This window comes from Bradyrhizobium oropedii (assembly GCF_020889685.1).
GTDB lineage: Bacteria > Pseudomonadota > Alphaproteobacteria > Rhizobiales > Xanthobacteraceae > Bradyrhizobium > Bradyrhizobium oropedii.
In genome coordinates, this window is the sequence record NZ_JACMYO010000304.1 from 1 (window position 1) to 6,478 (window position 6,478).

The 6,478-nt window shown below is 61.2% G+C and carries 6 protein-coding genes and 1 pseudogene; 4 read left to right on the plus strand and 3 right to left on the minus strand.

Annotated elements, in window-relative coordinates:
- Positions 1 to 405: 405 nt before the first annotated feature.
- Both ltrA and H8A95_RS41005 read left to right on the plus strand, forming a co-directional pair.
- Positions 406 to 1,947 (plus strand): group II intron reverse transcriptase/maturase, encoded by a 1,542-nt coding sequence (gene ltrA / locus H8A95_RS41000; protein ID WP_229172036.1) that lies wholly within the window; start codon positions 406 to 408, stop codon positions 1,945 to 1,947.
- Between the two features lie 72 nt (positions 1,948 to 2,019).
- Positions 2,020 to 2,151 (plus strand): annotated as a pseudogene (locus H8A95_RS41005) (HU family DNA-binding protein); the annotation flags it as partial.
- 35 nt (positions 2,152 to 2,186) lie between these two features.
- Here the strand turns inward: H8A95_RS41005 and H8A95_RS41010 are convergent.
- Together H8A95_RS41010 and H8A95_RS41015 are read right to left on the minus strand one after the other, a co-directional pair.
- Entirely contained in the window at positions 2,187 to 2,333 is a 147-nt protein-coding gene (locus tag H8A95_RS41010; RefSeq protein ID WP_229172037.1) for a hypothetical protein, read from the minus strand.
- Positions 2,334 to 2,397: 64 nt separating this feature from the next.
- Positions 2,398 to 2,706, minus strand: coding sequence for a DUF736 domain-containing protein (locus H8A95_RS41015; RefSeq protein ID WP_229172038.1), 309 nt, complete (start codon positions 2,704 to 2,706; stop codon positions 2,398 to 2,400).
- A 632-nt stretch (positions 2,707 to 3,338) separates the two neighbouring features.
- Between H8A95_RS41015 and H8A95_RS44310 the strand changes: the two genes are divergently transcribed.
- The gene (locus tag H8A95_RS44310) at positions 3,339 to 3,689 is read left to right on the plus strand and encodes a hypothetical protein (protein WP_312001556.1); all 351 of its coding nucleotides are present in this window, start codon (positions 3,339 to 3,341) and stop codon (positions 3,687 to 3,689) included.
- 34 nt (positions 3,690 to 3,723) lie between these two features.
- On the opposite strand, the gene H8A95_RS41025 is transcribed toward H8A95_RS44310, so the two are convergent.
- Positions 3,724 to 4,650: an ArdC family protein gene (locus H8A95_RS41025; RefSeq protein ID WP_229172039.1), complete on the minus strand. Its 927-nt coding sequence runs from the start codon at positions 4,648 to 4,650 to the stop codon at positions 3,724 to 3,726.
- Positions 4,651 to 5,760: 1,110 nt separating this feature from the next.
- Between H8A95_RS41025 and H8A95_RS41035 the strand changes: the two genes are divergently transcribed.
- Positions 5,761 to 6,478: DnaB-like helicase N-terminal domain-containing protein (locus H8A95_RS41035; protein WP_274617717.1), on the plus strand; the 718-nt coding region annotated here is incomplete at its 3' end.

Sequence of the window (6,478 nt, forward strand, 5' to 3'; positions counted from 1 at the left end):
TGGGTGGTATTGATCAATGGAAATGAACTGCTGATAAACGTCGTGAAATTTGACAAGCCAAAGATGCTGACAGGCTTGAACCAAAAGGTGTGCGGCCGGATGCTTCCCTTGACCTTGGAGGCACACGGACAGATTGGCCGCCGGCGAATAGGCAGGATCTAACCTACCCACGTTATTTAGGTGAAACACGGTAAACCCGTATCTCCGCCCGGCAGCGGGCAGGCCGACCGCAAGGAAAGCTGTTGGGGGTACGGGCAGAGGATGTCGGAGAAAGCGAATGCCGGGCTGTAATCGCTCGGATAGGGGTTGCGGCTCGCCAACATTACCCTACCCGAAAGGGTGCAGACTTCCGACGGGTCTCTCGTCGCGAGAGAATGTGCAGAACCCTCGGAGGAGGACAGGCAAATGACGGTCACAACAGTGACTGGTGCGGCCTCCCGCGAAGAGGTGAGTTGGGGCCAGATTAACTGGCGCAAAGCTTACCAACACGTGCGACGGCTGCAGATGCGTATCGCGAAGGCAGTTCGGGAAGGTCGTTGGGGCAAGGTGCAAGCCTTGCAGCGGCTGCTGACCCGCTCGTTCAGCGGCAAGGCACTTGCTGTGAAACGGGTTACTGAAAATCAGGGAAAGAGAACACCCGGAGTGGACCGGATCATCTGGAACACACCGGATAAATGCGTCAGAGGATTAATGTCGCTCAAACGGCGAGGCTATCGTCCTCTGCCGTTGAGGCGGGTATATATCCCGAAGGCAAGCGGCAAGAAGCTGCGTCCGCTAGGTATCCCGACAATGAAAGACAGGGCCATGCAGGCACTACATCTGCTTGCGCTGCTGCCTGTCGCGGAAACTACGGCAGACCCGAACTCGTACGGTTTCCGACCGTTTCGAGCGACACGTGACGCGGCCCGGCAGTGCTATATAGCCCTGCGCGGACGTGGAACGGCGGAATGGGTCTTAGACGCGGACATTGCTGGCTGCTTCGACGAAATCAGCAAGGACTGGCTCACCACCAACATCCCTATGGACAAGGTAGTGCTCCGGAAGTGGCTGGACTCCGGCTACATACAAGATGGTGAATGGAACGCGACACGAGCGGGAACCCCGCAAGGGGGAATAATCTCGCCCACGCTCGCCAACATGACCTTGGACGGAATGGAAAAGGTGTTACGGGATCACTATGGCCCGAAACACCGCAACAGCCGAACCAAGGTCCACTTGATACGCTACGCCGATGACTTCGTCATCACCGGTGCTTCGAAAGAGGTGCTAGAGGAGGCGAAGACTCTAGTCGAGGATTTTCTGTCAGAACGGGGCCTGTCCCTGTCTAAAGAAAAGACTCGCATCGTGCGGGTCGAGGAAGGCTTCGACTTTCTCGGCTGGAACGTGCGCAGATATGAGGGGCACACCCACATCAAACCCGCCAAGAAGAACGTGGCGGCGTTTATGCGCAAGATCCGAGCGATCATCAAGGCTGCCGCCGATGTGAAGCAGGAGGATCTGATAATGCGGTTGAACCCGGTCATCCGGGGATGGACCAATTATCATCACAACCAGGTGGCGAAGGAGACCTTCCGCAAGGTCGGGCATCTCATCTGGAAGTGTCTCTGGCAGTGGGCGTGTCGCAGGCACCCTGATAAGCCACGTCGTTGGGTGAAGTATCGCTACTTCGCCCGCGAAGGCACGCGTGACTGGGTGTTTCGCGCAGGCGTGAAGGACGATGCCGGAAACATCACGTTCTGGCGTTTGATCCACGCATCCGATGTTCCTATTCGTCGCCACTGCAAAATCCGAGCCGAAGCGAATCCGTTTGATCCGATGTGGGACAGCTACTTCGCTGCAAGGCGCGGTCTGCCATCGGAAACTACGGATCGGCCCGCTGAATCCGCATACTCTACCGATAGACAGGAACTGGCGGCTTTGTTCAAACAGGGCTTAGCGGAGGCTTGAGCTGTATGCGGGGAAACTCGCACGTACAGTTCTTAGGGAGGAGCGACCCGGCAACGGGTCGTTCCTACCCGACAGGATACTCCTGCCCGCGAGGGCCGTAATCCGTCGACCGGCGCAACGATCTCAATCGCGGCATCCAGGAAACTGACCTTCACGCCAGCCAAGGCCATCAAGGACGCGCTCAACGGAGGATCGCGGCCCTAGCGGCGGTTGCACCGTCAGTCGGTAGATGAGGGGGCTTATGCCCCCTCATCCTCGAGCGCGAGCGCTTCGTTGCGCTGCCGGATGAGCTCGGCCAGTTCAGCTTCGAGCGCCTTGCGCTCGGCGGGAGTGAACAGGCATTGCCGCAACTCGGCGCGCAATTCCTCGATGATGTCGACGGTCATGAGCGTGTCTCCGATCGAAAAGGAAGAAGGCCCCGCCTTGCGGCGGAGCCCTCTGGTGTGAGCCTCAGTCCCGGTTCGGCCGGGACCAGATCAGCTGCAGGCCTTCCTCGCCCTCCACCTCGATCAGGGTGGCGTAGATCGGTGCGGGGAAGCTCGGGTCGTCCAGCTTGATCGAGAGGTAGTCGCGGCCCTCGTTGGAGACCTTCTGCCAGGCGGCACCCAGCTCGACATTGCCCGAGTAGATGCGGAAGTGGGGTCCCTTGTCGGAGGGGTTCTCGACGCGGGCCAGCTTGGCCTTGACGTTGAGGTTCAGGGTCTTGATGGCGCCGGAGAAGCCGTTGCCCGTGGAGGTGAAGGTGCCGATGGTAGCCATTGTCTCAGTCCTTTGGTGTTCTCGGGCCGCGCCGATCGCGACCTCGATGGCGGTCGTGAGACCGGAGGCGATCGACCTGCACCCGAAGGGCCGAAACAAAGTGGAGGGCGGCCGGAAGCGACTTTCTTGAACCGCGAGGAATGGCGCGCAGCGCCAGGGGAAGAAAGTCGAGGACGGACGTTGCGGGGACAAGATCGAGAGCCCGCGAAGCGGGATCGGCCTTCGGTCAGACCAGCCTCTATCGAGGACGCAGATGGGTGCGCCCGTCGCGAACACATTTGGAATGAAGACAGGCGCCCATGGCCCATCGCATCACGAGGCAGCGAGCGCAGCGCATCGAGACGCGATCGTTCTCAAGCAGGTCGGCGTTATACCGTGCTCCCCGACGCAACGAGACCGCTGACCCCAGCAATCTCGGAGCCCCTGTCGAGGGCGCCGCCGCATGATCGACAACGAGACCGCCGACGTTCCTGCCGCTGGACGCCGTTGTCGCCGCGGCGAATCCACCCGCATGATCGTTTGCGGGTGCGGCAAGGCCGGCAATCAGGTCCAAGCACAATCGCAGATGACGTCCCCAGAGGGCTCCGCCGCAAGTCGGGGCATTGGACGCGAGCAAAACTTGCGACCGACCGATGATATCGACCGCGCGCATCGACGTTGCGATAATCCGCGCCGACACTTATGCATCTGACACCGCACAAGCCCTCGTATTCGTTCGGCGACAGGTCGAGCTGCTCGCGATCAGCGTCCGTCGACGGATCGGGCGCATGGAGAGGCACGGCGGATCGATGCAGGAAGGCCTGTCTGCAAATATCGCGCAAGCCGGTTCGGATGGCGCGGGCGGCAATAACAGCGTCTCTCCGTGCGTCAACATCGTGGTCATGCATATGACGCCATACCGTATCGGTATGGAACGGGCAGCCGACGCACGCACTCTTCGGTGGGATGGGATCAGCACGCGAAGGCGGATCGGGGAGAGCTGAGTGCTCTCCCCTTCAACGAGCGAAGCGTAAGACATCAGGCTGCCTCCTGCTCGCGATCGTTCTGGGGCTGCAAGCCGTGGAGATAGGCAACGGCCCGCTGCGCATGGGCGGCGGCAGTGAAGATAGCTCGCCTGTCGTTGGAAAGGACGGTCAACCAGCTCGCCACGTAAGCGGCGTGATCCGATCTGGGCTCAAGCTCGGGAACGATGCCGAGATCGGCGCAGACCAGCGCAGAGCCTATTTCTGCGACGAGTTCTTCCCTCGCCCTGTCGCTGCGATCCTTTGCGTAGCGGCTGAGATCGCGGCCAACGCGACGAGAATCCGCAGTCCAGTGAATATGCTCGTGACTCAGGACCGCCACGTATGACGCGGCATCACGGAAGCTCTCAAATATTGGCATCTGCACGTGATCGGTCGACGGCGAATAGAATGCCCGCGATCCGCCATGCCGGATCACGGAGCCGGTGTTGGCGAAGAAGCGGTCGGCGTGCTCGATCCGAGCGACTGGATCGAGGACTGGCGTCGGCCGGTGATAATAGTGTTCCGGCAGACCGTCGACCTGCTCGACGTTGAACACGTTGTAGGCCTTGAGAAAAGGGATGTCCCGTTCAACCTCGCCGCCGTGATCGTCCGTCTCAGTTTTGGTGAGCCGGCTTGCATAGATCACCGTCGAGCTCGTCTCGCCCTTGCGGACATGGCCGCCGAGTTCGATCGACTGCTTGAACGTCATCCAGATCGGCGACGTGAAGCCGCGCGCCAACCCTTCCGACCACAACAACAGCACATTCATCCCCGTGTACGGTTCGCCGTTATGGCGCAGCGGACGGGTGATCCTGCCCTTGGTATTGCCGCTGCACCAGGGCTGCACCCAGGGCCGCACACCCTTTTCCAGATCGGCGACGATACGTTCGGTAATCCGCGCATAGATGTCGGCGCGTCCGTTTTCCTTCTTCCTATTCATTTTCCAGAGCCTCCGTTTCAAAGCCACGCCCATCGCAGGCCCGTCACGGCGGTCCGTTGCCGGGGAATTCAGGAGGACGGCGCACCCTCGGGCCGGAACGAAGTGGAGGGCGGCGAAGCCGCTGCGCCGGGCGCCGGCCCCGGCAGGACTGAGAGCCGGGGCGGACTGCGAAGGGCGCAGAGACTTCCCTTCCTGTCCGCCTCTGGCCTTGCTTCCTTCCACCAAGGGAAGGCTGGCCGCCGAACGGCAGGCCGTCGATGGAAGCTCGAGGACGCAAAGGCGCAGTTCGGCGAGGTCGCCCGAAATGCCCCGGGAGGATGGGCCGCAACGCGTGAGCGTACGTGGCGGTCATGGTGATGAGCGTCGAGGAGTTCGATCACCTCGCGCCCGCGCGCGCCTTTCGTCGAATTCAAGGAGAGCCTTTATCTCGACGACCTCGATCTCCGCCGTGAGGCCGATGGCGGCCGGGACGTCGATCTTTGAGCGGCTGGCTGCTCGACACCAACGTCGTTGCGGCCCTCATCACCCCGTGGGGCCCGCCGTCAGTGAAGCCTGGGCCGCCGGTCGGGATGAAGGGACATTCCACATCAGCGTCTGACCCTCGCCGAACACGACAAGGGCAACCACGATCTCCCCTCCGGCCATGCAGATCGGCCCCGATACGTTGCGGCACGCGACGCGCTGGCGGAGCGGTTCGGCACGTGGATTCTGTCACCCGATGTCGAGATCGTCCGCCGCTGGGGTCGTGTGTCCGGGGAGCTGAAGCGGACGAGCGGCCATGCCCCGTCAGTCATCGATGCGATAATCGCCGCACCGCGATCGAACACGGTCTTTATCTCGTCACGCCCGACGTGGAGGACGCGAAGCCACCCGGCGCGATCGGTGTTTGTGGAACGACGATGCAGCGAAGTTTCCGCTAGGCCCCGCATTCCGTGGCGGTCGCGATAAAAAACGATTTCTGCGATTCGATCTACCACGCAAGCGATTCTTTCCTAATCGCTAAAGATTTGGCGCGTCACTTCGTGGTGCGAACGACGCGGACAAACGATAGCCTGGCGTGGCGGCACCGCGATTCGGCTATGTCGCTGATCTCGATCGACGCAGGCAGCAATGGCGCAAGCGGCACACAGACTGGAACTGGCGGAGATCGAGCAATATCGTGCGATGCCGCACAACATCGAGGCCGAACAGGCGCTGCTCGGAGCAGTCCTGATCAACAATGCCGCATTTTATCATGTGTCCGATTTCCTGAGGCCGGACCACTTCTTCGAGCCGCTTCACGGCACGATCTACGAGATCGCAAGCGGCTTGATCAGCGCGAACAAGACGGTCACCCCGATCACCATCAAGACCTTTCTTCCCGCCGATCTGGATATCGCCGGGTTGTCGCCATCGCAATATCTCGCCCGTCTCGCTGCGGAAGCGACCACGATCATCAACGCAGTCGACTACGGGCGCACGATTTATGATCTCGCGCTACGGCGCGAGATCATCAATGTCGCAGACGACATGCGCAATGCAGCCTTCGACGCAGCCATCGATTCTCCGCCGGCGGAGCTGATCGAACGGGCAGAGCAACGTCTCTATGACGTTGCCGAGACCAGACGGTTCGGCGGAGGATTCGAGACCTTCGATACGGCGCTCTCCCATGCCATCGACCGGGCGGCGCAAGCGTATCAGAGCGCCGGTAAACTCTCGGGCCTGCCGACCGGACTCAGGGACCTCGATGCGAAGATGGGCGGCTTGCAGCCATCCGATCTCATCATCCTCGCTGGTCGCCCGGGCATGGGTAAGACGGCGCTTGCGACCAATGTCGCCGTCAATGTCG